A 25,785-nucleotide genomic window follows, 5' to 3' on the forward strand; every position below is an offset into this window, starting at 1 on the left:
GGAATCAGAAATCCTAATACTTATACAGGTATTCTTCTACTTCCCAGTCCGTCACCTGAGCCCGGAACTGACGCCATTCCGCTACCTTGGCTTCCAGATACTTGGTGTAGATGTGCTCGCCCAGCACTTCCTTCATAAAATCAGCTTCCCGGAATGCATCAATGGCTTCTCCCAGAGTTTCCGGAAGCTGTCTGATTCCCCTTTTCTGGATTTCATCGGCAGGCATGACAAAGATATTGCTGTCAACGCTTTCCGGCGCCTCCATTTCCTTTTCAATTCCGTCAAGCCCCGCTGCCAGGCAGACAGCCAGAGCCAGATAAGGATTGACAGAAGAATCCGGGCATCGAAGCTCAATTCTGGCGCTTTCCCCTCTGGAAGACGGGATTCGGATGACGGAGCTTCTGTTTCCCTTGGCAGACCATGCGATGTAAATAGGCGCATCGTAGCCTGGAATGAGCCGCTTATAGGAGTTGACTAAAGGATTGGTCATAATCGCCATCTCTTCCATATGATGAAGGATTCCGGCTATAAACTGGTATGCCACCTTGCTTAAGCCGAGCTTGCCGTTGGGGTCCTCAAACATGTTTTTACCCTTTAAATCCGATAAGGACATGTTCAGATGCATGCCGGAGCCATTGACTCCTGCCTTGGGCTTTGGCATGAAAGTGGCGTGAAGGCCGTGGCGCTTTGCAATGGTTTTCACAGCCATCTTAAAGGTCATGATCTGATCCGCTGTAGCCAGACCTTCGGTGTACTGGAAATCAATCTCGTGCTGTCCCGGTGCGATCTCATGATGGGAGGACTCGATCATAAAGCCCATATCCTCCAAGGTCATGATCATGTCCCTGCGCACATTTTCCGCCTGATCAATGGGAGCCACGTCAAAGTAGCTGGCCATCTCATGAGTGTTGGTGGTTGGCTGGCCTTCCTCATCGGTGTGGAACAGGAAAAATTCACATTCCGGGCCTGCATGGAAGACAAAGCCCATGTCCTTGGCTTTTTTCAGCACCTTTTTCAGCACAAACCGGGGGTCTCCTTCAAAGGGCGTCTGGTCGGAACAGTGGACGTCGCACATCAGACGGGCCACCTTTCCCTGCTGGGGACGCCAGGGAAAGAGTTCAAAGGTGTTAAAGTCAGGATAGAGATACATATCCGTTTCTTCATTTCTGACAAAGCCTTCAATGGAAGAGCCGTCGAACATGCAGCGGTTATCAAGGGCCTTTCCAAGCATATTTTTTGTAATGGCAACATTTTTCAGCATACCAAAAATATCCGTGAACTGGAGCCGGATAAACTCCACATCCTCTTCTTCCACAATACGCAATATATCCTCTTTGCTATATTTGCTCATAATACGCCTTCCTTTCATTATCATTGCCCATGTTTTCTGGGCATAATGGGACACCCGCAGGGTCCCTCTCTGTAAAAACAAAAAAGGGTATGCGAAAACTGTCTCTCGACAGTGGACCATCTTCGCACCACCCCGTATATGTGTAAAATATAACAGCTTAAAAAAAATTTGTCAACGTCTTTTTACTTATAATTTTCATATTTTAAAGCGCGAACGGCATTTAAAATAGCCAGAACCGACACTCCCACGTCTGAAAATACAGCAATCCACATGGAGGCCAATCCAAAAGCTGACAGGAAAAGAACCAGGACTTTGATGCCGATGGCAAAGACAATATTCTGCTTCACAATGCCGATGGTTTTCCTGGCTATCCGTATGGCATCCACCAGTTTTGACGGCTCATCGGTCATAATGACCACGTCTGCCGCTTCCACCGCAGCGCCTGACCCGATCCCGCCCATGGCAATCCCTACGTCAGACCTGGATAAAACAGGGGCATCATTGATTCCGTCTCCCACAAAGGCCAGAGTAGAACCTTCCCGTTTTTTCGACAGCAGCTCTTCCACCTTTCCAACCTTGTCACCGGGGAGAAGACCGCCGTGAACCTCATCAATCCCAATCTTTTCTCCTACGGCTCTTCCTACCTCCGGTTTATCTCCGGTCAGCATAACAAGCCTTTTGACCCCGGAAGCCTTTAGGCCCTTTAAAGCCCCAGGAACATCTTCCCTGATGGTATCGGAAATGGTAATAGAACCCAGATAAGCGTCTTCATCCGCCACATAAAGAGTGGTCCCCTCTGCAATTCCTTTGTCAGAAATCTCAATATTTCTCTGCTCCATAAGCCTTGCATTGCCGATGAACACATTTCTGGTCTTTCCTCCATCCTCTATTTCAGCCCTGATGCCATATCCGGCAATCTCTTCTGCCAGACCGATTTTGGACTCATCCACATCCTTTCCATAAGCCTCTTTGACCGATAAGGCAATGGGATGGTTGGAATGAAACTCTCCGTAAGCCGCCAGCTTTAACAAATCTTCTGAACTGCCTTCAACAGGCTCCACTTCCGTCACTTTAAATTTGCCGTTGGTGAGAGTTCCTGTTTTATCAAAGACAACCGTTTCCAGAGAAGCCATGGCTTCTAAGTAATTGCTGCCCTTCATCAAAATCCCCTGTTTGGAGGCCGCTCCAAGGCCGCCGAAAAAGCTTAAGGGGACGGAAATTACCAGAGCACAGGGACAGGAAACAACCAAAAAGCTGCAGGCGCGGTAGACCCAGACTCCCCAGCCCCCTCCCAGAACGAGAGGAGGAACCACAGCCAGCAGGGCTGCCAGAATCACTACTACAGGGGTATAGACCCTTGCAAACTTTGTGATGAAGTTCTCTGCCTTGGCCTTTCTGGAGCTGGCATTTTCCACCAGTTCCAGGATTTTGGCAACTGTGGAATCGTCAAACAGGCTGGTCACCTGAACCTCTAAAACCCCGTTTAAGTTAATGGAACCGCTGATCACCTCAGACCTTTCCTTCACCTCTACAGGCATGGATTCTCCGGTCAAAGCCTTGGTATCAAGACTTCCTGCTCCTTTTACCACCACTCCGTCAAGAGGAACCTTCTCCCCTGGCTTTATCACGATGATATCCCCGATGGAAACCTCATACGGGTCTACCTTTTCTTCTTTTCCATCCCTCAAAAGATTGGCGTATTCCGGGTTAATATCCATCAGCTCTGTAATGGACTTTCTGGACCGGTTCACCGCGTAATCATTAAAGAATTCGCCGACCTGATAAAACAGCATAACTCCTACGGCCTCTTCCAAAGCTCCGATGCCGATGGCCCCGAAGGTCGCCAGAGACATGAGGAAGTTTTCATCAAACAACTGTCCATGCCGTAAGTTTCTCAGTGCCTTTAAGGGAATATCATAACCTACGATCAAATATGAAACTGCAAAGGGAAGCCAGTACCAGGAAACCTTTCCTTCCACAAGCAATCCCAACAGAAAAACCGGAGCGCCGACCGCCAGTCTGGCAATCATCTTTTTTTGCTTCTTCGTCATAGCCGCTTCATCTCCCTACCGAAGAACCTTGAATTCTGCTTCTGGTTCGATTTTAAATGATATCTTTTTTGCCGCTTCCATAATGCCCTCAGACTTTCCGTCCTCCACTTCCAGGATCAGCCTCTGAGTCATAAAACTTAAAGACGCGCTTTCCACACCATCCAGCCTCTTTACCTCTTCTTCAATTTTGGCCGCACAGTTGGCGCAGCATAAACCTTCTAATTTAACGATTTTTTTCATGATCGATTCTCCTTTTTATCTGCCTCGTTTTTTGTCACTGTTTTTTATCACTCTTCGATGTGCTCCATGCCCTGAGCCAGGATGGTCTCAATATGGCCGTCTGTCAGGGAATAAAATACTGCTTTTCCTTCTCTGCGAAACTTCACCAGTCTCATCTGCTTCAACACCCGAAGCTGATGGGAAATAGCCGACTGGCTCATCTGGAGCAGGCTGGCAATATCGCACACACACATTTCTGAACGGCTGAGCACATAAAGGATCTTTATTCTGGTGGTATCTCCGAATACCTTAAAAAAATCCGCCAGATCAAGAAGCTGCTCCTCTTTTGGCATGGCCTTTAACACCTGTCTCACAACATTTTCATGGACACATATAAAATCACATTGGTCAATTTCACCCTTGGGTATGTTTTTTCCGGTCTCTTCTTCCATCAGATCACTCCTTATCTTCATCATATCATATGAATATCTGTTCATATGTTTATATTATCACTTTCACAAAAATTGTCAAGAGGTTTTATTGAATTCTTTTCTCATCAAAACAAAAAAATACAGCCCCCGCTCTCCATACAAAGAGCTTAAAGGCTGCACCTATTTGACATCAAAAATCAATCCGCCGTTCTTTTGGCCACCACCCGGTCAAATATCAGGAATGTGACTGTCAGTGACACCACAACACTGACAAAATCCGAAACCGGTTCAATATAAAAAATCTTCTCCACCCCGAACCAGATCGGGATAAGAGCCGCCCCCACTAAAAATATGGCTTTCCGGAACATGGAAAGGGAGATTGCCGCTTTAGCGGCTCCCATACCCACAAATCCGTCTACAACCGTATACTGGAGAGCCAGAGGGATAATACCCATGGTATATATTTTTATAGCCCACACCGTCAGCTCCACGTAAGCCTCATTGCGGGTGAAAATCCGTACAAAGTAATGAGGCACCGTATGAGCCAGAATGAACATGACAGTGGTAAATACAAGGGCCAGTCCTGCAATATGGCCTGCCGCCTTTTTAATCCGGTCCGGCCTTCCTGCCCCGAAATTATAGCCCAGTACGGTCTGGGTTCCGCCGGTAATTCCTCCAAGGGGCATGGTGACCATCAGCATAAAGCTCTGCACAATGGTCATACAGGTGAGAAGCGTATCTCCCTGGCTTTCCCCGCCGTAACGCTGAATGACCATATTCAAGGCGATGATCAAAACATTGTCAAAAGCGATGATGAGAAAAGGAGTGAGGCCTAAAAGCAGGACACGCCTCATGATCTGCCAGTCGTAATGGCCGAAGGTGATCCGGATAGGAGGCTTGTCCCCGAATAAAAAGCGCAGCACATAGGCACAGGAAGCCATCTGGGATAAGACAGTTGCAATTGCAGCTCCCTTTACCTCCAGGCCAAAGACGAACATGAATACAGGGTCCAGCACAATATTGCATACTGCCCCTAAAATGACGGACTTCATCGCCACCTTTGCAAACCCCTGGCAGATGATGAACTGGTTCATCCCCGTAGCCAGAAGGGCGAACACAGTGCCCAGCAAACAGATAGTAATATAATCATTGGCATAGGAAAACGTGGCTTCACTCGCTCCAAACCACATCAAAAGCTTATTCTTTGCCATAAGGGAAAAGACAGTGATCGCCGCTGACAAAACCGTCAAAAGCAAAAAGCAGTTGGCGAGAATCTGGCTGGCAGCCCGGTGGTTTTTCTCCCCCATGCGGATGCTCATTAAGGGAGAGCCTCCCACACACACTAAAAAAGCAACAGAAGAAACCATAGTCACAATCGGACCGCAGATTCCCACTCCTGCCAATGCAATCTCACCGATTCCGGCAATGTTTCCTATGTACATCCGGTCTACGATGCTGTAAAAAACGCTTACAAACTGGGCCAGCATGGAGGGAATTGCCAGCCTCCATACCAGTCCTCTTATTTGGTCTGTATCTAAATTATTCTCTGTCATCTAAACCTCATTCAGCCGGTCACTGCACCATGGCGCCGTTTGAGCCAAAGGTATAAGAAACCCCGTCAATACTCAACGTGGCATCGTGAACCATAATGCCGTTGGAATCCAGATAATACCAGACATCTCCCACTGAAACCCAGCCGGTCTGTTTTACGTAATTTTTTGTATAATACCAGTTTCCGTCGATCACCTTCCAGCCTTCGGAAGGAATCAGGGAGCTGTAATCTGCAAAGGAAAATTCTATGGTCACATTTCCGTCAATGCCGTCTACCCGTCCCTGGTCCGTGCACTGCCAGATGGTGCGGTTCTGGTAATTGTTGACGGTTCCGTATCTGGCATACCAGACATCGTAAGGAACCTGGCTCATATCAATGTGGTTGGTCAGCCATTCGTTGTTGGCATAGACGATGGGCCGGTAGCCTGCCTCAGCAATGGTCCTGCAGAATGCGTTGATATTATCCGTGATCTGCTGTTTTGATAAGTTATTATCCAGAAGATATTTGGATTCCACATCATAGGCAATGGGATAGGAAACAGCATAATCCTTTACCATCCGAAGCACATATCTGGCCTCTTCTACCGCTGCCTGGGTGTCAAGGGCCTGGGTATAAAAAAACACTCCTGTTTTAATCCCTCTGGCTGCCGCGCCGTTCATGTTCATAGAATAGTAAGGGTCCATGTCCTTAAAATAGCCGATGCGCACCATGGCAAAGGAAATCCCTGACTTTGCCACCTTATCCCAGTCAATGCCTCCATTTTCCCCGCTCTGGCGGTTCTGGTACTTGGTCACTGTAATTCCCTTTTCCAGGGCTCCTGCAAGGGGCATTCCCGACGCATCTACAAACTGTCCATTTTCCATTTCCCAGGGCTGGGCCGAATATCCGGTAACAGGCGCCGCCGCCATGGACAGGGCCATAATGCCCGCAGTCAGGCATGCACACGCGCTGAGTTTAAATCTGGTTTTATCTTTCATTTTTTTAATCCTTTCTCCTGCGGAATTCATTGATGTCGTGAATGAGAATTTTCACGCTGCCAATGAATGAATCAAAGGAACCGAATTCATATAAGTTAAGAAACAGCATTCCAACGGGCACAGCTAAGATCATCCCGGCAATTCCGCTGATTTTAAATCCCAGGTACAAAAAAAGAAGTGTCATGAAGGGATCAAGCCCCATGGTATCTCCCACGATCTTGGGCTGAATAATCTGCCTTAAGACCAGGGTGAGAACGTAAATGGCAACAAGGCCGAAACCAAAGGCGTACTGTCCGGAAACAAACCGGAGCAGGGCCCACGGTATGAGAACCGTTCCCGTTCCCAAAATCGGAAGGAAGTCCAGCACTGCGATGAGAACCGCCAAAAGCAGGGCATAATCCACTCCCATCACCAGAAATCCTGCTGCTAAAACTCCGGCCACGATGAACATGATCTTAAACTGAGCCAGAAAATACCCGCCTATGAGGTGCCTGATGTCCTTTTTCAAATGGTGGTAATACCTGGTTCCTCCCTCAGGCATATACCGGTGGAGTATCCCCATGACCTTGTCTCTGTCCACAATAAAGAGATAAGAGGAAAAGATGGTCACAACGGTGTAAACCAGCGCCGCCGGAATCCCCTTTACCACATTTCCGGCTGCCATAACCGTAGGGGAAGCGATCTTTTGCACCAGCACATTTAAGTATTCGCCTATATGGGTGAAAAACAGGCCTATGGAATCCTGGGTTCCCTGGGGAAGAAACTGTAAAATTCCTTCCAGCTTAAGAAGCAGCTCCTGGCCTCCTGCCCATGCGGTTTCGTAATACTTAGGCAAATCCGCTGCAAACCCGGCTGCCTCTGAAATAAGCTTGGAAATCAAAAAGTATAGTCCTGTGATGATGATGGCAAGAACAGACACCACAATCAAAACAGAGCTGTGCTTTCTGACGATCTTAAGCCGGCTTTCCAGAAAACGCACAAGGGGGTTGGCAATGACCGAAATGATCCAGCCAATGACAAAGGGCAGAAAGAAGCTCAAAAACCTGGGCCCCCAGACGCAGATCAAATAAAAGGCCAGAACCGGAATGACAATATTGAGTATGAGTCTGAAATATTTTTTCACATGTTCCATTTGCATCACCTGCCCTTATTATACTACTGGAACGTATTTCCCGCAAAGGAATAAAATCTAAAGAATTTCTTTCAAAAAACTGTAAAGCTTTTCCATCTCCTCGTCAGTACCGATGGAAATGCGCAGATAATTGTCCAGTCCCGGCTTCTTAAAGTAACGAACAAAGATGTTATTTTCCCGGAGCGCCAGATAAATTTCCTCTGCCTTTTTCTCCTTATGAGTGGCGAAGATAAAATTTGCCATGGAATCCGGGAAAGAAAATCCCAGCGCCGCAAGCCTTTCCTTGGCCCGCTCTCTCGTATCCACAATCTTTTGAAGAGTTTCCTTAAAATACACATCATCCCGCACCGCTTCCGCGCCTAAGGTCAGGGACGGGGCATTCATGGTATAGGAATTATAGGAGTATTTCACATCATTTAAGGCCTTAATCAAATCCTTGTGTCCGATGGCATAGCCGATGCGCATCCCTGCCATGGAACGGGATTTGCTGAAAGTCTGAACCACCAGCAGATTTTCATACTTTTCCACCAGCCTTAAGGCGCTTTCCCCTCCAAAGTCGATATAAGCCTCGTCAATGATCACCACCGACTCCTGATTATGGGCTATGATGTCCTCGATCTCATCAAGGGGCATCAAAACGCCTGTAGGAGCATTGGGATTTGGGAATATGATTCCCCCGTTTTCCCTGTAATAATCTTCCTTCCGGATGCGAAAATCCCCATCAAGGGCAGGAGTCTCATAAGGCACTTGAAATAAATCGGCCCAGACCTGATAAAAGGAGTAGCTGATATCAGGAAACAGCACCGGCTTTTTGGAATTGAAAAAGGTCATAAAGGCCATGGCAATCACATCGTCAGAGCCTACGCCGGGGAAAACCTGATCCTCCCCTACCTGATAATATTCAGAAAGAGCCTGGACCAGAACCGCAGAAGACGGGTCCGGGTATTTGCGAAGCTTCTCCCAGTCCATACGGGCCAGAGCCTCCCTCACCCCAGGAGCCGGAGGATAGGGGTTTTCATTGGTATTGAGTTTCACTAAATCCGTTCCCTTTGGCTGTTCTCCCGGCACGTAAGGAGCCACCCGGCGGATATTTTCTTCCCATGGTCTCATAAGCCGCACTCCTTTGCAATTTTCTCAAAAGCAGGCAGAGCCCGCTCAATCTGCTGGTAGGAAACGCAGTAAGCCATCCTCACATAGCCCGGACAACCAAAAGAGGTTCCCGGAACCACCAGCACCCTGTGCTCCTTGCAGACGTGGCAGAATGCCTGATCATCGGCTTTCGGAGCCTTTACAAACAGGTAAAAGGCGCCTTCGGGCTTGACACATTCAAAGCCGTATTCCGTAAGGCTGTTGTAGAGAAGCTGCCTGTTCTTATCATAAGCCTCTAAATTGGCCTGTTCATCCACACAGCGCATGATCACCCTCTGCATGAGGGAAGGCGCATTGACGCAGCCTAAGATGCGGGTTGCGATGGCTGCTGCCGCCATAACCTTAGAGGAATCCTCCAGCTCATCGGGAATCACCAGGTATCCGATTCTCTCTCCCGGAAGGGATAAGGATTTGCTGTAGGAATAGCAGACCATGGTATTGCGGTAAAAGGGAGTCACGTAAGGAACCTCTGCCCCATCATAGGCCAGCTCCCTGTAGGGCTCGTCAGAAATCAGGACAATGGAAGTTCCCAGCTCTTTTTCCTTTTTCTCCATGATCCCAGCGATGTTCCTGAGAGTTTCTGAGGAATAGATCACACCGGTGGGATTATTGGGCGTGTTGATGATCACAGCCTTGGTCCTCTCTGTAATCCGTTTCTCAAACTCCGCCAGATCCGGCTGAAAGGTATCCGTGTTGGGGGGAACTGCCACAAGCACCCCGTCATAGTTTCTCACATAAGAGCCGTATTCCATGAAATAAGGGGCGAATACCACCACCTCATCCCCTGGGTCCAAAATGGTCTTTAAGATCACATTCATACCGCTGGCCGCTCCAACGGTCATCAGGATATTTTCCAGACGAAAATGAGTTCCAAACCGCCTGTTTAAAGACCCGGCAATGGCTTCCCGCACATCTGCAAAACCTGCATTGCTCATATATCCATGAACCAGGGCCGGGTCTTCTTCCTTTATAATGTCCAAAATGGCCTGGCTGACCGCAGCCGGGGCCGGAACATTGGGATTTCCCAGGCTGAAATCATAGACATTTTCAGGGCCGTATAAGGCTGCCATCTTCTTCCCTTCTTCAAACATGGCGCGGATGGCAGAATTGTTTTCTAAAAGAGGTCTCATCTTGTCTGCTATCATGATTTTATCCTTTCTATGATGAAGGAGGCCGTACGCCCCCTTCTGTTCACTGCTTCATGGTATCCGTAATATCCATACAGGAGTTTATGATGACGGTGCGCCCGTTTTCCACCCGGATCACACGCCCTCTCGTCTTCAGCCAAAGCCAGCTTCCATCCCGTTTTCTGAGGCGGTGCTGCAGGGTATACTCCATTCCCGGAGAACTGAACCGGGAAATATTCTCCTGTATCACCTTCATATCCTCCGGATGGAGGATATTTCCCACCTTTCCTTCGATGTCCTCTGCAAATACCTCATAGGAATCGTATTCCAGAAGGCGGAGCACCTCTTTGTTGGCAAAGTAGAGCGGAAAACCTTTTTCGCAATAGATGCCGAGCAGCCCGCCCGGAATCATCTTGGCAAATATGTCGCTGACTGCCTTGTAGCCTTCCTTGGCTATATCTTCAAAAGAAAAGTTCTCTCCCGTCATCTTCACAATACCTGTCAGAACCTTCTGGGAACTCTCCAGCCTCTGGCGCTGTTCCACCTGCTCTGTAAAATCCCGGACAGAACCGTAATAAAGGCAGCGGCCATCCTGTTCCCTCAAAAAGAATACCCTCAACTGGACCCACATCAGGGAACCGTCCAGACGGCAGCGCCGGAGAATTCCTTCCGCTCCGCTGGCCGGGTCCTTATGCGCCAGTTCAAAGAGATTCAGCAGCCGGTCCGCATCGTCCCTGTAGATTTTATTTAATATGAACCGCCTGCGCTCCTCCGTTTCCATGATATTATCCCCGGTAATCCGGTAATACTCCTCATTGGCCCAAAGGACTTCGCAAAGGTCATCGTGAACCTCATAAAGGGCAATGGCCCCCAGCAGATTGTTCATCATGGCCTCACTGGTAATGTTCTCATTAAATAAATCCTCCAGCTTAAGCTGGGTCTGGCGGGCCCGGATTCCTCCATAGTCCACATAATGATCGTTCAGCAGAAGCTGCTCTGCCGTTTCCACAGGCATGGGCTTATAATAGTAATATCCCTGGCCGTAAATACAGCCCGTATTGATCAGAAAGTCGGCCTGGCTCTTTTCCTCCACGCCTTCTGCAATGACCTTCAACTGCATGACCCTCGCCATCCGGACAATGGTTTCCAAAATTCCCATTCCACGGGTCCGGCTGTTTTCATTCATATCCAAAAACTTGGTGTCGATTTTTATGACATCCACATTGACATCCTTCAGCATGTTGAGGGAGGAATAACCGCTTCCGAAATCGTCCATAAACACCGGAAATCCTGCTTTCCTCAAATTCTCAACCGCGTTCCGCAGCAGTTCATAATCTTCTGCATAAGCGCTTTCAGTGATCTCTATTTCCAAAAACTTGGGGTCGATTTTGTACTGGTCCACCAGCTCCCGGAATTTAGCAACAATATCAATGGCCCGGATATCCATACGGGATACATTGACGGAAATGGGCATCAGCTTCCTTCCCTCTTTTTTCCAGCGGTGTAAAAGCTGGCATACCTTTTCCCAGATATAGACATCCAAGTAGGTGATAAATCCATTCTGCTCCAGAAGAGGGATGAAATCTCCGGGGAAAACGAGTCCCCTCACCGGATGCTGCCATCTGACCAGGGACTCCAGCCCCACGATTCTGCCTGTCAGCATATCGCACTGGGGCTGAACGTGAAAAATGAATTCCTTTTTTTCCAGGGCCCTTTGAATCTCCGATAAAAGAACCTGGTCATTTTGCATCTTCTGCTTCATGCCGGGGTCAAACCAGCCGATTCGCTGGGTGTATTTCCCCTTAATGGAGTTTAAGGCAATGGAGGCTCTGTCATACATCATGCTGACCGGAAGGCTCAAATCCTCGATGAGATAGATTCCAAAGGCAGGGCGAAAGCCTGCATTTCCGCCGTACTCTCTCACATATCCGTTAAGCCCCTCTTCCAGGCTGTCCAGCAAGGAGCTGTCAGCAGGAAGGATGACAACGAAATCATCTCCGCCCATATATCCGGCCACCGTATCATACGTCCGTTCCATTTCCTTTAAATGGTTTCCGATCTTTATGAGGAACCTGTCTCCTTCTTCCTCTCCATACCACTCATTAAAAAACTTAAAATGCTCAATATCAATGGCCACCATAAAATGAACCGTGCCGGCCTTGCGCTTTAGCATCTGTTCCGCTTTCTCAAAGAATGGGCCGTAGCGGAAAAGGCCTGTCATGAAGTCCGTCTCTTCCCGCTTTTCCCGGAATTTCCGCTGTTCTTCCTCTTCCTCTTCTTTCCTCCGGCTGATATCCTGGACGTAGCACATGATAATGGCGTCTTCACACTCTCCGCACCGGAACAGGACGAAGATCATACAGACCCAGCCAAAGCTTCCGTTTACCAGCTTTTTCCGGAACTCGCCCTTTAAAATCCTTCCGTTGGCATGAAGGCGATCCAAAAGGGTGGAGGAATTCCAAAACTTCAAAAAGGCCTCCCGGTCCTCATGGTGAATCAGGGAATCCGAGGAACGGGACACCAAAAGATCCAGCCCTCCATCCATTTCAGGAAGAATGTACTTATCCTTTTGAAAAGAGAGCATCCGGTAAGTATTGGCTGAAATATTTAATTCAAGAAGTTCATCATAGACCGTGTTATCGGTCAGATAATAGAACAGATTTTTATTTTTTTCACTCACCGGGCGAAACATGATGAGCCTGCACAGGTCATAGCCAGGCCATTCGATTTCTCCGGAGGACACATCCATCCAAAGCTCAGATGATGTATTGTAATAGATCATGTGCCCGGAATCCTTTCCGGGACAGGGGCAGGGGGCAGAGCCCTCACCCGCTTCATAACAGTGCATTCCTGCTTTCAAATTTGGATAATAGGACCTTGCCATATCATTCAGATAGATGATCCTGTAATTCTGATCAACGATGTAAATACCAGCTTCTCCGCTTTCAGCCGACATACGATTCATAAACTCCCGCCTCTCCTGCACTGCATTAACTACGCATCAACTGAATTATTGTAATATTATAGTATGAAAACGATGTTTTCGTCAACACATTCACTGGGAAGATTTGCCTGATGCTCCTGGCGGGAGACTTTCCTCAATGCCTGCGAAGCTGCTCTGTCATCTCATGGGAAAGGATAAAACGGCCTACATATCCCACTTCCCCTGTCATCAAAACCTCTCCGTTTTCTTCAATTTCCACCTCTAACGCGCCTCCCGGCATGTGGACATACATCTTCGGGTCCGTCAGCCCCATCCGAAAAGCTGCCCCTGCCGCCGCACATCCGCTGGTTCCGGAGGCCAGGATATATCCGGCTCCCCTTTCATAAATTTCAATCTCTATATTAGTCCTGTCCACCACTCTCAAAAGCTCGGTATTCACCCGTTCCGGGAAATAATCCGCCGTTTCGCTGTGTTTTCCAATCCGGCAGGCCAAGTCCTTTGATATGTCATTTAACCATATGACACAGTGGGGATTTCCAATGGACACGCAGGTGACCCGGTAGGGGATGCTCCCAAACATCATGGTCTCATTGAGCACCTCTCTCCTGGGCCCCGTCACCGGAATCTCATCGCTGTAAAATTTAAGCCTGCCCATGGAGGTTTTGATTCTGGTTCCCTCTTCATTTAAATAGCGCAGAGTCTGTGAGCCTCCCAGGGTGGTGATGGTGAAGCTGTTTTTCTGCACATAGCCCGCATCCTTTAAATACTTCCCAAAGATTCTGACCCCGTTTCCCCCTGACTGGGCTTCGCTTCCGTCGGGATTGAATATCCTGACTTCTGGCTTATCCCCTCCCAGTATGGGCCCCTCCAAAAGGCCGTCAGACCCCACTCCGAAATTCCTGTCGCAGATTAAGCGCACCCTGTCCTCTGTCAGCTCCAGTTCATTTTTATTCGGATCGAAAATCAGATAATCATTTCCCAGCCCATGATATTTTTCTAAAATAATGTTCATAAAAAGCCCCCTTTCCCCTACTTTACAATATTCCTATTCCAGCCATAAAAGTCACACAAATCTATAAACTTTTCTTAAGTTTTTTGTCCATTTATTGAAATGGTCCGGAGGCCGTGATATACTGAATTCATAGTATTTTTCTGGATTTTCTGGAAATAGAGAGGAGGGATTTTATGAAAAAAAGAAGCTTAAAAGCCATTTCCCTGCTTCTGGCAGCTCTTCTTCTGGGCGGCTGTGCAGGCAGGTCCGGCGCCGGCCCGCGGGATGTGCCGGCAGAATACGTGAGAAATGAAGGGAGTTTTTCAGGAGAGGCAGAGATGGCAGATACCACGGGGACAAAGGCCTTTGCCGCAGAATCACAGACTATGGCAGAGGAAAACAAGCCCATGCTCCCTGCCGGAAGAAAACTCATACGTACGGTCAGCTTAAATTTAGAGACAGATGCCTTTGACACTCTGATCTCAGGGCTGGAAGCCAAGGTTTTGGAATTGGGCGGATACATAGAACAGTCCGATATGGGCGGAAACAGCTTATATTCCTCCGGTGATCCGGGACCCAGATATGCCAGCATCACCGCCCGGATTCCCGCAGACCATGTAAACGGCTTTTTAACCGCAGTGGAATCAAATACAAACGTGACAAACCGGTCTGAATCGACCCAGGATGTGACTCTCCAGTACAGCGACTTGGAAAGCAGGAAGAAATCTCTGGAAATCGAACAGGAAAAGATGTGGGAATTCCTTGAAAAAGCCGAGTCTGTGGACACGGTCATCACCATCCAGCAGCGCCTGTCAGAAATACGCTACCAACTGGAGTCCATGGAATCCCAGCTCAGGCTCTATGACAATCAGGTGGATTACAGCACGGTTACTTTATACATCAGGGAAGTCACCATCTTCTCTCCCACTTCCCAGGATTCGGCAGGAACCCGAATCAAAAAGGGACTGGAAGACAACTTAAGGACATTTAAAAACGGCGCGGTCAGCTTTGTGGTAATTCTGATCACCACCATTCCCTTCTGGCTGCCTGTTCTGGCTCTCGCAGGAGCCGTCATTTTCCTGCAGCGCAGGCGCAGGAAAAAAAGCAGTGCTTCTCTGCCCGCTTCAAAGGAAAAAGAAGAGGCTCCAAAGGCACCGGAGTCATAATCATAATAAAAAAGCTGCAAACAGCCGTTTATCCGGCTGCTTTGCAGCTTTTTTATGAGCACATCTATCCCCGTCTTCCGTTATTCTTCCAGGAGCAGAACAAATACAAGGCCGCTGTGGCCCCGAAATAGAACCAGGTAGCAGGATTGCTGAACCATGTGGTAAAAAAGGAAAGGATCATGTATATGGCAAACTGGGCGTAAAACAGGTAAACAATGGGATTGCGGGCCCCTTTTACCAGTCTCATGAGAAAGAAAGCCGCCGCCCCTAACAAGGCTCCGAACAAAAGCACCCCTATGATATGAAAATCATAAAAGGAATCGTAAAACAGGGTCACTGTGGTCAGTTCCTCTTTTGTCACATAGATGGGAAAATCCACAAGGGCGGGAACCAGGAATTTAAGCCCCGTAAGAGCCCACAGGGGAAAGAGCATCCGAAGCCCAAAGGTATGGGAAGGAAGCCATTCCACCAGACAGTTGAAATTGTCATAGTTGTTGGCAATGTACATGTATGGCTGGGTGATGAATATGGGCATCCGGCTGTTCTTCATCTCAAAGATGCCGTTTAAATACGCCACATCATGACCTCTCGCCACAGTGAGAACTCCGTAAATGGCAACCATGCCCAGACCGAGCCCTGCCCCATAGAGGATATTCAGCCGGTGCTCCATGGCAACATAGGCCAGAACAGCCAGCCCCACAGCCAGAATCAACTGGAACCTGGACACGCAGAGAATGGGAATGGCACAGGCGATCAGGACCATGATCACAGTCAGAATCAAACGCAGGCCGTTTCTCCCCTGCTCAATGCTGAGATAGAGGACAGCCAAAGGCGGAACCAGCACGCAGGATACGGTAAAATAATGAACTCCGGTGATGTGAAAGGAGGAATAGGCGTGAGGCACTCCCCTGGTGAAAAAGGGAATAAAGCCCAAAACAGCGGCTTCAAAAATAAAAGCCCCAAGGGATAAGGCCGTAACGATCACCATGGACAGAAAAAGAGGCCGTTCATACCCCTTAAAACTGAACCAGCTGGAACGCTGCCCTCCCGGCTCCCCCTGCAGCTTTGTGAGAAATTCAAAAGCCGACCAGAAGCCCAGAAATGCCACGAGAAAACAGAGCCATGTAATAATGCTCCAGTCAGAAGAAAGCTCTGAAAGCTTTAAACAGGCAATGCCTTCCCCTCCCACCCAGAACAGGGAAAACAGACCCCGCAGATGAATGATATTCCCGGTTTTTTTATAATCCCTCCAGTAGAGGAAAAGAGCCGCCAGCATCAGAACAATGCCGGACAGCCAGTAGTATCCTGCCCTTGCAAATAAAAAAGACGCTGCATAGCTGATCAGATAAATGCTCATTGTAAAATACCCCTTTGGTAAATAAGTGCAGCGGCCGCTGCCTTGCGGACGCTGCACCTTTTATACTGATACATAACCCCCTGGGGGGTGAGGAAGAATTATGAACGGCGGATGAACTCCTTCATGTAATCTTCCACTTCCTTGGTTGTGGCAAAGGACATGGCCTTTTCCGCCACTGCCTGAAGCTCTCTGGTGCTGTAGCCGGTGATCAGCTTTCTGGCATTTAATATGGCAGAAGCGCTCATGCTGAATTCATTTAAGCCAAAGGCCAGCAGCAGAGGAATGAGCAGGGGATCGCTGGCCGCTTCTCCGCACATGCCCACCATGATTCCTTCCTTGCGCCCGCACTCGATGACATGGCGGATGCTTCTTAACACTGCCGGATTGAGAGGAGAATACAGATAAGATACCTTGTCATTTCCTCTGTCAACAGCCATGGTGTACTGGGTCAAATCATTGGTGCCGATGCTGAAGAAATCCACTTCTTTTGCAAACACGTCTGCCATTAAGGAAGCGGCAGCCGTTTCCACCATGATTCCCACCTGAATATCCTTTTTATAAGAAATACCCTTTTCATCCAGTTCCTTTTTCAGTTCTTCCACAAGAGCCTTAGCTTCCCGGTACTCTTCCAGACAGGTTACCATGGGAACCATGATACGGATATTTCCAAAAGCGCTTGCCATTAAAAGAGCACGAAGCTGAGGCTTGTACACATCCTCTTTCCGGTCTAAGCAGAAACGGATGGCCCGGTAGCCCAAAAATGGATTCTCATCCTTTTCCAGTCCCATGTAAGGAATTTCCTTATCGCCGCCGATGTCCAGAGTACGGATGATGACAGGCTTTCCGTTCATGGCGGAAGCCACCTTGCGGTATGCTTCATACTGCTCCGCCTCTGTAGGCATGGAGCTGCGGTCCATGAATAAGAATTCTGTCCGGAACAGGCCTACGCCCTCTCCGTCGTACTGGAGAACCTTTTCCACATCTGCGGGCTTTCCGATATTGGCAACCAGCTCAACGTGAACTCCGTCTCTTGTGACGGTAGGCTTTCCTATGTACTCTTCCAGCTCTTTCTTTTCTTTTATAAATGCTTCTCTCTTTGCAGCATATTCTTCTTTTACAGACTGCTGGGGATTTACAATGACAATTCCCTCAGAACCGTCAAGGACGATGTCCTCCCCTTCTGTCACCTTGTTTAATACACCTTCCAAAGCCACAACTGCCGGAATTTCAAGAGCTCTGGCAAGAATGGCGCTGTGAGAAGTCTTTCCGCCCAGCTCCGTCACGATTCCCGTCACCTTGGTGGGATCGATTCCGGCAGTCATGGAAGGAGTCAAATCCTTTGCCACGATAATGCTTCCCTCAGGAAGAGCTGAAATGTCCACCGAAGATACTCCCATAAGGACTTTCTGCATGCGTGTCTTAATATCACGCATATCCGTGGCTCTCTGCTGCATCAGTTCGTCTCCCATGGAAGCAAAGGTATCCGCATAAGTATTGCAGACGTTTTCAATGGCATACTCACTGTTAACGCTCTCCCCTGCAATAATGTTTTCAATTTCTCCCATGAGAAATATATCGGAAAAAAGAAGCAGATGGCCGTTTAATATCTCAGCTTCCTTCGGCCCTACCCTGGTAGCCAGGTCCTTTGCCAGGACCTCGGTTTCCTCAATTGCCTGCTTTACCGCTGCCTGAAAACGGACTTTTTCCGCCTCAGGGTCTGCAATGGTCTCTTTTTTAATCTTTAAATCTGTCTCCTCCACCACGACAGCTTTTCCGATACCGATTCCTGCAGATGCACTCGTTCCTCTCATCATAATGTATACCCTCCTTATTAATTAAAATAATTACTCACCTATTCACCCAGGCCTCCCTCAACAGCCTTAACCATGGCTGCAAGAGCCTCTTCTTCGTCTGCTCCCTCACAGACAAAGGTAATCTCATCGCCGCTTTTTACACAGGCGCCCAACACACTAAGCACGCTTTTGGCATTGGCAGTGGTATTTTTAAAACAAAAATTCACTGTGGACTTAAAATTCATGGCTTCCTTGCAAAGAATTCCTGCCGGTCTTAAATGCAGCCCGGTAGGATTCTTAATGACAACTTTAGCACTGACCATCCTGAATCCCTCCGTTTTTTCATCATTATCCTTTTTTAGAGGAAGTTTATTTATTGAGTCTCTTCCCCGGCTCCAGAGGATTCGCCCGACGGCGCCTCTGTCCCCGGTTCCTGACTCCTGCCTGTAACTGTAACATTAAATGGAGTAACTGACGCTAATTCAAATCCTTCCGACACTTCAAGCCTCAAAATACCCGTGTGGGTGCCAGGTCCCTGATTGGTTAAGTCTATGACAGCCTTTAAATCCTGAACTTCCAGGGTGTCCAAATCCTCTGTCAGCCCCCTTATGGTGACATCGACGGAAGTCTTGTCAAAGCTGTACTCATAATCTGGCGACGCTCCCTTTTGAGCCAGGTCCTCCGGCTCTAAGGTGAAGGTTCTGGTGGTGAGAGGCTCTACCTTAAGGGTTACGGTAATATTTTTATATTGATCCCCCATAGAAGTGTTTGGCGGCAGGTACTGGCTTAAATCCAGTTCCACCACTTTGTCCTCAGTGGCATCTTCAATGCTCAGTTTATCGGAAACAATGGATAAGGAAGACAGAGGAGCCAGCACCGACTTGGTTCCCACCACGGGAACTGATGTCACTGCACTTTCCACGCCTGTAAACCGGTATCCCTTTTCCACCTGTCCGAAAACTTCAAAATTAAGGGTCAGAACCTTAGCCTTCAATACGGACACATTAAAATCAATCATCTCGCTATTGACGGAAACCTTGCTGCCTATATCCGTCAGTTTGTTGCCGTTGGCATCATAAAAAATGGGAACCGCTGAACCGTTGAAATCCGCTGTTTTATTTTCCACATCGATTTCCACTCCCATTCCGTTGATCTGACCGATGGCAGACTCCGGCCCTTCCACGGTCACACTGTCCGGAGACAAGCTGATCATTCCAATATCATATCCATCCGCTTTTTTTCCTATTGTGCTCACGGATAAATCAAATATCTTCCTCTGGAGCTCCTCTGTTTTCACTCGGATGACCATGGGTCTTGCCGTAATGGCATCGCTTTTTACCAGATTTTCTTTATCCTTATTGATCTCCACTGTAACGGGAATCGCCCCTGTTACATTGTAATCCTTCAAATCAACGTAAGCATGAAAGTCCGACGCCCTTACGAGAGAACGGTCCCTGGTTCTCACCTGATAACTGACCGTTACTACATCTTTACCTATGTCATAAGTCAGACCGGAGGCTTCCAGCACCTCCTCATTGCGCACTTCCACATTCACCTGCTGGGAATCGTCAATGACAGGATTGGAAATATTGACGACTGCCATCCAGACCGCAAAGGCCAAAGCCAGGGAAGCAACCTTAAGTCCAAGGTTATTTAAGAGTTTTTCCTTCATTCTTCCGCCTCCCTTTTAAAATCCGGAACCTGCTGCCTTCCTCTGCTGCCTGTTTCACACCTGATAAGATGGACCGGAGCATGTCCGCATCCGCAATCCGTCTTAAGCCTCCTTCCGACGCAACAGTCACCCGTCCGGTCTCTTCCGATACCACGATGGTGATGCTGTCACTGACCTCGCTGACGCCAAGTGCCGCTCTGTGTCTGGTGCCCAGCTCCTTGCTGATGGACATGTTGTCAGACAGAGGCAGATAACAGGTAGCTGCTGCCACCCGGTTTCCACGGATGACCACCGCTCCGTCGTGAAGCGGCGTATTATGTTCAAAAATATTGATGAGAAGCTGACTGCTGACAATGCCTCCCACTTCAATTCCGGTACGTTCTATTTCTTTTAAAGAATCATTTCTCTCTATGACGATGAGAGCGCCTGTCTTGACTTTAGCCATCTCAAAAGTGGCTTTTGCCAGCTCGTTGATGGTCTTGTCTGTAAAGGCAAAGCTGTCCTTTCCGTCATCAAAGGTCAGAATTCCGGTAAAAGGATTTTTGCTTCCCAACTGCTCTAAGGCCTTTCGAAGCTCAGGCTGAAAAATCACAATGGCCATGGTCACGGCCGGAGTTGCAATCTTATTGAGAATCCAGAAGATGTTGTCAAGCCGGAAAACGTATGCGAACACATAGAAAAGAAGGATCACCACAATCCCCTTTAACAGGGTCCATGCCCTTGTGTTCATGATCCAGGTCAGCAGCTCATACAGCAGAACAGCTATGATAATGATTTCAACCAGATTTGTTTTTGAAATCCTGGGCAGAAAAGATACCCAGGAGTACATTCCGTCTAAAAAATCTGCCATAATACCCACCTCCCTCTTATTTCTTCCTACCTCTGCGGTCTTTGGAGTTTTCTGGCATTAATTTTTTGAACCTTTACGTCAGGGGTGCTGACCGTAAGCTTTGGAACAGCTTTTACATAGTAATAATAATCGTCATCTTCAAACTGGATATATTCCGTCCTGGAATAGTCCACCGCAAAGACGAAAAACGTATAAATGGCCGCAAGAACCATGGAAGCCAGCACTCCTGCTAAAAGTCCGAGGACTGATACGGACACGGAGGAGGTGATATCTCCCATAAAAATCACGCCAAGCTGGGTGACAGTGCCGCCTGCGATGGCGATGATCCAGGCATAATCCACGGATAAGTTTCTGATGATCACCACGACCACAAGGGCCAGAACGAACGCTGCAATCATGATCAGCATTTCTTTATTTGCCGTAAGGCTTCTGATGATCTGCATGAATTTCTGCACCTCATCCTGGGATATGTCATTGGTGAGGACCCCGGCATTCTGCTTCACGTAGAGAAGGGCGTAATAGATGAAAACGCCGCAGCTTACGGGAATGACGGAAATGGCGCTTCCTGAAAGCCCTGCGATCAGGGGAATCGCATAGGGAATCTTAAGGAGAAAGCATATGGGAGTCAGCATCAGCAGATAGCTGTCTCCGGGCTGGAAGCCATAGTATAGAAGGCCTGCTGCCAGGATGAAGACCAGCATCACCAGGGTGATCTCCAGGGAGATTCCCCATAAGTGGGCCAGCATAAATACGGCGGCCATAAAGGAAATGGCTCCATAGGGCAAAAAGGAACACACCAAAGCCAGAACCAGTGGAACCAGAGGTTCTGTCAGAGGTGCCATAAAGCCAATATTCTTATTTATAAGGAAAAATGTCAGACCGCTGAAGATGAATTTGATCACAGGGGTGATATAGATATCAAACCTGGCGTAAAATTCTCTCAGCCTTTCTTTCAGCACAAGGAGGCTCATCATGATGTCCGCCCTCCTTTTGTCCGTTTTACAGGTCTGGAAGTTCCTTCATATCGTTTGTCCAGCTTTTTTAATTTGCTTTGGTAAACTTTTACCCCGCGGCTGGCGTATTCGTAACGTTTTAGATAGACGTAGGCGCTGATGATCAGATAGATAACGAGGCCTGCGCAGTAAACGGTGCCGATCCAGATTCCGGCCTGGGTCAGTTTTTCAAGTTCTAAGTTGTTCAGCCAGTATTCCATATGATATAACCCCCATAAAATCAGGCATAAGATAAAACTTAAGGTATAGCTGAAAAAGGAGCGGAACAGCTTGCTGCTGACATAATCGCTTTTGAAGTACCGGGTCGCAGGCAGGATTTTTTTGCCTTCATGCTTTTCATACATGGCGAGGTTTGTCATGATTTTGATTTTTTCTTCGCTAATCATCGGGTCTCCTTTAATGGGCGAATCCGCAGGTGAGCCTGCAAATTACGCTTCGCCCTGCTCATTGCTTTCGTGGATAGTATAGCACAGAACTGCCCGCTTGGCGACCCTATTACAGAATTTTTATTTTTTTGTAATACCTCTTATTCATAGCGCAGCGCGTCAATGGGGTCTGCTTTGGCTGCTTTTGAAGCCGGATAAAGTCCAAAGAATATGCCTACCAATGCCGAAAATCCCACCGCCAGCAAAACCACAGTCGGTCTGACCACCACCGTCATCCCAAAAGCGGCTCCTCCCGCCTTCACCAAAAGGACTCCCAGAAAGATTCCGATCATGCCTCCGCAGACGGACATAAAGGCCGATTCCGTCAGAAACTGGACCATGATATCCCTGGTTCTGGCTCCTAAAGCCTTTCTGATTCCGATTTCCCTGGTCCGTTCCGTCACGGAAACCATCATGATATTCATGATTCCGATTCCACCCACCAGAAGGGAAATGGCCGCAATCCCGCCCACTGCCGCCGACATGCCGGATAAGCTGGAATCCACGGTCCCCATCTGCTCGGCCACAGACATGGTCATGATCTCCGATTCCGGGCGGTTTTTCAGCTTCGCCATATATCGGGTCAGTTCTTTTAAGAAGGAATCCATATCAACATCTTCTCTCACATAAAAATTCAACTGCTGAAAATAGTCTCCGGACCTTGCAAGAAGGGTATCCGGCAGAAAGCCGGACTGGGTCTGGCCGTTGCCCATCATCATGGCTGCCATGGGGGATATGTCCTTATGGTACACTCCCACCACCGTGTAGTCCTGTACATCGCCGTCTATGGCCATGCGAAAGGTCCTTCCCACACAGTCGGCGGTGCCGAAGAGCTCCACAGCCCCTTTGTCCTCTAAGACAGCATGATAGGCCCCTCCTTTTACATCTGCCTGGTTAAAGGCTCTTCCGTAAATGATGTTTAAGGGCTGGACCTGGGTGTACTCAGAGTCAATTCCCTGGAACTGGTATTTCACCCGTTTACGCCCGTTGACCGCCTCTGCTGATTCGTTAGAACCGCTGTCCATGTATTCGATCTGATCGTGATACACTTCTTTGACCCGTTCCATCTCTTCCCTGGTAAAAAAGTCCGTCATCCGAAAATCCGTCACTTCCCAGGACACCATGACGATGGCCCTGTTAAAGCCGACGTCTTTATACGCATCAGCGAAGAGATTTCTCATGCTGTCTCCTATGGATACGATGGCAATGACCGCTCCGATTCCGATGATGATTCCAAGCATGGTGAGAAAGGACCGCATCTTATTGGCTCTTATGGCGTGAAGGGCCATACTCATATTTTCAATTAACATGGCTCTTCCTCCTGTCCTGCTTCTTCCTTACGGGCCGTTTTTCCTGAAGGGTTGGGGGAATCGCTCACCAGCTCTCCATCCCGAAACCGTATGATCCGCTCGGTAAAAGAGGCAATTTCCTCTTCATGCGTTACCACCACCACTGTGGCGCCTTCCCTGTGAAGCCCGGAAAACAGCTGCATGATCTCTCTGGAGGAAGCCGTATCCAGATTCCCTGTAGGCTCATCGGCCAGAATCAGGGGCGGCTCATTGGCAAGGGCCCGTGCGATGGCCACTCTCTGCCTCTGCCCTCCGGAAAGCTCATTGGGCATGTGCTCAGACCTGCTCCCTAAGCCCACCCGTTCCAAAAGCTCCTTCGCCCGCTTTTCTCTGGTCTTTCTGGAAATATGGGCATAGGTCATGGGGAGCTCCACATTTTTTAAGGCGGAGGTTCTGGAAATCAAGTTAAAGGACTGAAACACAAAGCCGATCTTCCTGTTTCTTATGGCTGATAATTCGTCAGAGGACAGGTTTGCAGTATCAATGCCATCCAGATAATAATGCCCCAGGGTGGGCCGGTCCAGACAGCCCAGGATATTCATCAGAGTGGATTTACCGGAACCGGACTGGCCCATAATGGCTACAAACTCCCCTCTTTTAATGGTTAAATTGACTCTCTTTAAGCCCAGGACCTTGATGGAGCCGGTATCGTAAATCTTCGCCAGGTCCACCAGCCTGATTAAATCTTCCTTCATAGCTGCCCCCTTTACTGAACCGGAGGGGCTGCTGTTACTGCCATGCCGTCCGTAATCATGGAGGAAGGTGTATCAATGATCTGCAGGCCTTCCGTGAGCGCCCCCTCCTCTTGGGGGATGAGTTCCGCCTCAATGTCACTTTCCACACCCGTCTTTACCGGAATCATTCTCACCTTGCCGTCTTCCACCGCCGCAACAGCCATGGTTCCGTCAGGCTGCTGGAGCACCGCAGAAAGAGGAGCCACCCACACCTGTTTCGCCCGCTGAAGCTCAATTTTGGCCTTGGCCGTAATGCCTGCAATGAGCCTTGTATTCTGATCCATGACCCGGATGGTGGTGGGGATGACCCGCTCCGTGGAGCCCCCTCCCTTTTCCTCTCCTGTGGGAGAAATGGCGGTGACTTCCCCTTTTACGGTTTCCCCGTTTAAAATATCGGCGCTGATCTCCACCGGCTGTCCGATTGCCACCTTTCCGATGGAATATTCGCTGACATTGATCTTCATTTCCAGCACGTCTAAGTTGCTGATGATGAACATGGGCTTGTCGTCGTCCGTCTTATCCGCAAACCGGCCCACCTTGCAGTTGACCCGCACAACGGTTCCGTCTATGGGGCTGGTGATTTTCGTGCCGTCCAGATCTTCTTTTTTCTGCTCCAGCTCAAATGCCGCCTTTTCAATCTGCAGGCCATAGGATTCATTGGCAGAAGGCTTTCCATCGGTCAGAGGATAGGAGCTTAACTGCCTTTGTGCGTCATCAACAGCCGCCGAGGCCTGGTCCAGCTCCACCTGTGAAATATCTCCGCCCTGGAATAAGAGGAGGGACCGGTCGTAAGCTGCCTTTGCCATGCCATAATCCTGTTTTGCCTTTGCATAGCCGTTTTCCGCCTCCAACTGCTTATCCTTATATGTACTGACAGCCAGGTCGTAGCCGTTTTGGGCGATGTCCACTTCCTTTTTGGCATCCTTGTCATCTAAGGCGGCCAAAAGCTGTCCTTTTTCCACCTTGTCGCCTTCTTTGACAGTCAGTTCTAAAATCTCTGCATGGAGGTTGGAAACCACTTCCACGCTGTCGGTTCCCTGAACAGGGCCGCTGACAGAGAGCATTTCCACCACCTCGCCCTTAGAAAGAGGGATGGTGCTGACCGTGACTGGCTTTGCACCTCCCCCTGAAAAAATCCGAAGCAGGAGAAAAACAACTCCCAAAGCTCCGGCACCTGTGACAATCTTTCTTTTCCGGGTCCACGTCTTCCCCGTTTTCTTCTTTTTCTTCTTCCCGCCTGTTTCCTCGGTCATCAGGCTTTGCAGTTCCAAGTCAAACGTTTCCTCAGACATGGGCTCTGCCTCCTGATTTTCAGCTCCGGCCTGGTCAAGTCCGCCTTTTCTGCCCTTCCACATACGCATCTCTTCTTCCCTCCTATATGATGACAGCTTTCGCTTTTTCCCAATTATAGCAGGTCTTCATAACAATTTTCCATACGAATTTCTTATAACTTTCTAAATATTCCCGTTATTACTGATAAAACAAAAAATGTGCCGCCAGAT

The 25,785-nt window shown here is 48.6% G+C and carries 22 protein-coding genes; 1 reads left to right on the forward strand and 21 read right to left on the reverse strand.

The window, feature by feature from the left end; all coding sequences use genetic code 11:
* Nucleotides 1-13 precede the first annotated feature (13 nt).
* The 11 genes from glnA to dapF form a co-directional block, all read right to left on the reverse strand.
* The gene (gene glnA, locus QM657_RS00965; protein WP_415064647.1) at nt 14-1,351 is read right to left on the reverse strand and encodes a type I glutamate--ammonia ligase; all 1,338 of its coding nucleotides are present in this window, start codon (nt 1,349-1,351) and stop codon (nt 14-16) included.
* A gap of 182 nt (nt 1,352-1,533) precedes the next feature.
* The gene (locus QM657_RS00970; RefSeq protein WP_415064648.1) at nt 1,534-3,402 is read right to left on the reverse strand and encodes a heavy metal translocating P-type ATPase; all 1,869 of its coding nucleotides are present in this window, start codon (nt 3,400-3,402) and stop codon (nt 1,534-1,536) included.
* A gap of 15 nt (nt 3,403-3,417) precedes the next feature.
* The gene (locus QM657_RS00975; protein ID WP_415064649.1) at nt 3,418-3,642 is read right to left on the reverse strand and encodes a cation transporter; all 225 of its coding nucleotides are present in this window, start codon (nt 3,640-3,642) and stop codon (nt 3,418-3,420) included.
* A gap of 47 nt (nt 3,643-3,689) precedes the next feature.
* Nucleotides 3,690-4,073, reverse strand: coding sequence for an ArsR/SmtB family transcription factor (locus QM657_RS00980; RefSeq protein ID WP_415064737.1), 384 nt, complete (start codon nt 4,071-4,073; stop codon nt 3,690-3,692).
* Nucleotides 4,074-4,249: 176 nt separating this feature from the next.
* Nucleotides 4,250-5,605, reverse strand: a complete 1,356-nt coding sequence (locus QM657_RS00985; protein WP_415064650.1) for an MATE family efflux transporter — start codon at nt 5,603-5,605, stop codon at nt 4,250-4,252.
* Between the two features lie 19 nt (nt 5,606-5,624).
* A complete protein-coding gene (locus QM657_RS00990; protein WP_415064651.1) occupies nt 5,625-6,581 on the reverse strand; it encodes a GH25 family lysozyme in 957 nt (318 codons plus the stop codon).
* A 4-nt stretch (nt 6,582-6,585) separates the two neighbouring features.
* A complete protein-coding gene (ytvI, locus tag QM657_RS00995; RefSeq protein ID WP_415064652.1) occupies nt 6,586-7,713 on the reverse strand; it encodes a sporulation integral membrane protein YtvI in 1,128 nt (375 codons plus the stop codon).
* Between the two features lie 57 nt (nt 7,714-7,770).
* Entirely contained in the window at nt 7,771-8,823 is a 1,053-nt protein-coding gene (hisC, locus tag QM657_RS01000; RefSeq protein ID WP_415064653.1) for a histidinol-phosphate transaminase, read from the reverse strand.
* On the reverse strand, nt 8,820-10,007 hold the full coding sequence (locus QM657_RS01005; RefSeq protein WP_415064654.1) for a pyridoxal phosphate-dependent aminotransferase: 1,188 nt from the start codon (nt 10,005-10,007) through the stop codon (nt 8,820-8,822). The genes hisC and QM657_RS01005 overlap by 4 nt, the downstream gene beginning before the upstream one ends.
* A gap of 46 nt (nt 10,008-10,053) precedes the next feature.
* Nucleotides 10,054-12,954: an EAL domain-containing protein gene (locus QM657_RS01010; RefSeq protein ID WP_415064655.1), complete on the reverse strand. Its 2,901-nt coding sequence runs from the start codon at nt 12,952-12,954 to the stop codon at nt 10,054-10,056.
* A gap of 133 nt (nt 12,955-13,087) precedes the next feature.
* Complete coding sequence (gene dapF, locus QM657_RS01015; RefSeq protein WP_415064656.1) at nt 13,088-13,945, reverse strand: diaminopimelate epimerase; 858 nt, start codon at nt 13,943-13,945, stop codon at nt 13,088-13,090.
* Nucleotides 13,946-14,118: 173 nt separating this feature from the next.
* On the opposite strand from dapF, the gene QM657_RS01020 reads away from it, so the two are divergent.
* Nucleotides 14,119-15,090 carry a DUF4349 domain-containing protein gene (locus QM657_RS01020; RefSeq protein WP_415064657.1) on the forward strand — a complete coding sequence of 324 codons (972 nt, stop codon included), beginning with the start codon at nt 14,119-14,121 and terminating at the stop codon, nt 15,088-15,090.
* Nucleotides 15,091-15,154: 64 nt separating this feature from the next.
* Here the strand turns inward: QM657_RS01020 and QM657_RS01025 are convergent, their stop codons facing one another.
* The 10 genes from QM657_RS01025 to QM657_RS01070 form a co-directional block, all read right to left on the reverse strand.
* Complete coding sequence (locus tag QM657_RS01025; RefSeq protein ID WP_415064658.1) at nt 15,155-16,447, reverse strand: O-antigen polymerase; 1,293 nt, start codon at nt 16,445-16,447, stop codon at nt 15,155-15,157.
* Between the two features lie 98 nt (nt 16,448-16,545).
* A complete protein-coding gene (gene ptsP, locus QM657_RS01030; RefSeq protein ID WP_415064659.1) occupies nt 16,546-18,261 on the reverse strand; it encodes a phosphoenolpyruvate--protein phosphotransferase in 1,716 nt (571 codons plus the stop codon).
* 38 nt (nt 18,262-18,299) lie between these two features.
* Nucleotides 18,300-18,563 carry an HPr family phosphocarrier protein gene (locus tag QM657_RS01035; RefSeq protein ID WP_415064660.1) on the reverse strand — a complete coding sequence of 88 codons (264 nt, stop codon included), beginning with the start codon at nt 18,561-18,563 and terminating at the stop codon, nt 18,300-18,302.
* 50 nt (nt 18,564-18,613) lie between these two features.
* Nucleotides 18,614-19,912 (reverse strand): YbbR-like domain-containing protein, encoded by a 1,299-nt coding sequence (locus QM657_RS01040; RefSeq protein ID WP_415064661.1) that lies wholly within the window; start codon nt 19,910-19,912, stop codon nt 18,614-18,616.
* Entirely contained in the window at nt 19,890-20,762 is an 873-nt protein-coding gene (gene cdaA, locus QM657_RS01045; RefSeq protein WP_415064662.1) for a diadenylate cyclase CdaA, read from the reverse strand. The genes QM657_RS01040 and cdaA overlap by 23 nt, the downstream gene beginning before the upstream one ends.
* A 26-nt stretch (nt 20,763-20,788) precedes the next feature.
* Nucleotides 20,789-21,736, reverse strand: a complete 948-nt coding sequence (locus QM657_RS01050) for an ABC transporter permease (protein ID WP_415064664.1) — start codon at nt 21,734-21,736, stop codon at nt 20,789-20,791.
* The gene (locus tag QM657_RS01055) at nt 21,733-22,161 is read right to left on the reverse strand and encodes a hypothetical protein (RefSeq protein ID WP_415064666.1); all 429 of its coding nucleotides are present in this window, start codon (nt 22,159-22,161) and stop codon (nt 21,733-21,735) included. Before QM657_RS01055 ends, QM657_RS01050 begins: the two co-directional genes overlap by 4 nt.
* Nucleotides 22,162-22,301: 140 nt before the next feature.
* Complete coding sequence (locus tag QM657_RS01060; RefSeq protein WP_415064667.1) at nt 22,302-23,510, reverse strand: ABC transporter permease; 1,209 nt, start codon at nt 23,508-23,510, stop codon at nt 22,302-22,304.
* Entirely contained in the window at nt 23,504-24,244 is a 741-nt protein-coding gene (locus QM657_RS01065) for an ABC transporter ATP-binding protein (RefSeq protein ID WP_415064668.1), read from the reverse strand. The genes QM657_RS01060 and QM657_RS01065 overlap by 7 nt, the downstream gene beginning before the upstream one ends.
* 11 nt (nt 24,245-24,255) lie before the next feature.
* A complete protein-coding gene (locus tag QM657_RS01070) occupies nt 24,256-25,638 on the reverse strand; it encodes an efflux RND transporter periplasmic adaptor subunit (RefSeq protein WP_415064738.1) in 1,383 nt (460 codons plus the stop codon).
* Nucleotides 25,639-25,785: the final 147 nt, after the last annotated feature.

The sequence above is a fragment of the Lacrimispora sp. genome, from assembly GCF_047605665.1.
Lineage (GTDB): Bacteria > Bacillota > Clostridia > Lachnospirales > Lachnospiraceae > Lacrimispora.

Excerpts from the sequence above, each read along its gene's own strand:
- cdaA (WP_415064662.1), bottom strand. The coding sequence starts at position 20,762 with ATGGCAGATTTTTTAGACGGAATGTACTCCTGGGTATCTTTTCTGCCC.
- QM657_RS00980 (WP_415064737.1), bottom strand. The coding sequence starts at position 4,073 with ATGGAAGAAGAGACCGGAAAAAACATACCCAAGGGTGAAATTGACCAA.
- QM657_RS01040 (WP_415064661.1), bottom strand. The coding sequence starts at position 19,912 with ATGAAGGAAAAACTCTTAAATAACCTTGGACTTAAGGTTGCTTCCCTG.
- QM657_RS01060 (WP_415064667.1), bottom strand. The coding sequence starts at position 23,510 with ATGTTAATTGAAAATATGAGTATGGCCCTTCACGCCATAAGAGCCAAT.
- QM657_RS01065 (WP_415064668.1), bottom strand. The coding sequence starts at position 24,244 with ATGAAGGAAGATTTAATCAGGCTGGTGGACCTGGCGAAGATTTACGAT.
- QM657_RS00985 (WP_415064650.1), bottom strand. The coding sequence starts at position 5,605 with ATGACAGAGAATAATTTAGATACAGACCAAATAAGAGGACTGGTATGG.
- QM657_RS01070 (WP_415064738.1), bottom strand. The coding sequence starts at position 25,638 with ATGTGGAAGGGCAGAAAAGGCGGACTTGACCAGGCCGGAGCTGAAAAT.
- glnA (WP_415064647.1), bottom strand. The coding sequence starts at position 1,351 with ATGAGCAAATATAGCAAAGAGGATATATTGCGTATTGTGGAAGAAGAG.
- QM657_RS01055 (WP_415064666.1), bottom strand. The coding sequence starts at position 22,161 with ATGATTAGCGAAGAAAAAATCAAAATCATGACAAACCTCGCCATGTAT.
- QM657_RS00970 (WP_415064648.1), bottom strand. The coding sequence starts at position 3,402 with ATGACGAAGAAGCAAAAAAAGATGATTGCCAGACTGGCGGTCGGCGCT.
- ytvI (WP_415064652.1), bottom strand. The coding sequence starts at position 7,713 with ATGGAACATGTGAAAAAATATTTCAGACTCATACTCAATATTGTCATT.
- QM657_RS00975 (WP_415064649.1), bottom strand. The coding sequence starts at position 3,642 with ATGAAAAAAATCGTTAAATTAGAAGGTTTATGCTGCGCCAACTGTGCG.
- hisC (WP_415064653.1), bottom strand. The coding sequence starts at position 8,823 with ATGAGACCATGGGAAGAAAATATCCGCCGGGTGGCTCCTTACGTGCCG.
- QM657_RS01020 (WP_415064657.1), top strand. The coding sequence starts at position 14,119 with ATGAAAAAAAGAAGCTTAAAAGCCATTTCCCTGCTTCTGGCAGCTCTT.
- QM657_RS01025 (WP_415064658.1), bottom strand. The coding sequence starts at position 16,447 with ATGAGCATTTATCTGATCAGCTATGCAGCGTCTTTTTTATTTGCAAGG.
- dapF (WP_415064656.1), bottom strand. The coding sequence starts at position 13,945 with ATGAACATTATTTTAGAAAAATATCATGGGCTGGGAAATGATTATCTG.
- ptsP (WP_415064659.1), bottom strand. The coding sequence starts at position 18,261 with ATGATGAGAGGAACGAGTGCATCTGCAGGAATCGGTATCGGAAAAGCT.
- QM657_RS00990 (WP_415064651.1), bottom strand. The coding sequence starts at position 6,581 with ATGAAAGATAAAACCAGATTTAAACTCAGCGCGTGTGCATGCCTGACT.
- QM657_RS01005 (WP_415064654.1), bottom strand. The coding sequence starts at position 10,007 with ATGATAGCAGACAAGATGAGACCTCTTTTAGAAAACAATTCTGCCATC.
- QM657_RS01050 (WP_415064664.1), bottom strand. The coding sequence starts at position 21,736 with ATGATGAGCCTCCTTGTGCTGAAAGAAAGGCTGAGAGAATTTTACGCC.
- QM657_RS01010 (WP_415064655.1), bottom strand. The coding sequence starts at position 12,954 with ATGAATCGTATGTCGGCTGAAAGCGGAGAAGCTGGTATTTACATCGTT.
- QM657_RS01035 (WP_415064660.1), bottom strand. The coding sequence starts at position 18,563 with ATGGTCAGTGCTAAAGTTGTCATTAAGAATCCTACCGGGCTGCATTTA.